Source organism: Planococcus sp. A6 (assembly GCF_028823615.1).
Lineage (GTDB): Bacteria > Bacillota > Bacilli > Bacillales_A > Planococcaceae > Planococcus.
Window position 1 is genome coordinate 1 of sequence record NZ_JAPEHT010000260.1, and the last position, 1,058, is coordinate 1,058.

Below are 1,058 nucleotides of genomic sequence, written 5' to 3' on the forward strand. Positions count from 1 at the left end.
TTTCGTTGACGTTTTGCTGTTCAGTTTTCAAGGTTCATGTTTGCTGCCGTTCCTGACGACTTTTATTATATTAAAGCATGTTTAAATATATGTCAACGCATTTACCAAACTTTTTTCAAAAGAACTTTTCAGCTTCTTAAAATCTATTCAAAACATCCTCTAAACCCTGTAGGTATAGCGTTTCTTGCTGTAGACGAAAAAGTCATTTAAAACAAAAAATCCCGCTCCCTGCCCTAAAGGTAGAAAGCGGAACTTTTCTGAAAAATCATTTCTTTCCTTCAGCAGCCTGTGCTTTTCTCGCAGCCCGGCGAGCTTCAAGTTTCAAACGGTCCTCTTCAGACTTCTCGTTATACTTCGGCAAGGCGAGAAGTTGATAAGCGTTCACTGCAAGCAATGGGAACAACAACAAGGTTACCCAGCTGTCTACATTACCCGCTCTTACCATTAAAGCCGGCAGCCATTCCAGTGTCGTAACGACAATCATGAAGAACAACGCTGAAATGAATGCTGACTTCGCTGTCCATTTCGCTTTGAAGTACGCCGTTGTCAGCGATACCGCCAATAAAATGAACAGGAGTGTTCCATAAAGGAGTCCTTGCCCGCCCGTCTCGACATTCGGCAGGAAGCGGAACACAATCAAGTCGAAGATGACGATGGCGATGATCAAGAGCTGTACCCAGTTCCACAACCGCAGCGAGCGGAACATATTATGGCCGAACTGGTGAATCGTCAAATAGGCGAAGAAGCCCATCTGTGCAATTAAGCTCATCGTCAAGCCGACGACGATCATCCAGACAAAGCCTGCGATGAATTCTCCCCACTGCCCGTTTTGCGCAGCTTCGGCGAAGACATCGTTCCAGCGGATGAAAATGCCGAGCAAGCCGGTAATCCCTCCGCCTATCAATAATGCAGTGAGTGCAAACTTAACCCAATTTCGTATAGTCACGTGTATTGCCTCCGTTAATTTAAAGTTCCTTTCGATTGTATCAACAAACCCTTCTATCTGCAGGAGGAGTTGTGAACAAACCTTGAAAGTCTTTTACTGCCTATATAAAAAT

Annotated in this window: 1 protein-coding gene; it reads right to left on the bottom strand. The window is 44.5% G+C overall.

The window, feature by feature from the left end; genetic code table 11:
• Positions 1 to 265: 265 nt before the first annotated feature.
• A complete protein-coding gene (locus ON064_RS18330; protein ID WP_274625887.1) occupies positions 266 to 946 on the bottom strand; it encodes a KinB-signaling pathway activation protein in 681 nt (226 codons plus the stop codon).
• Positions 947 to 1,058 lie beyond the last annotated feature (112 nt).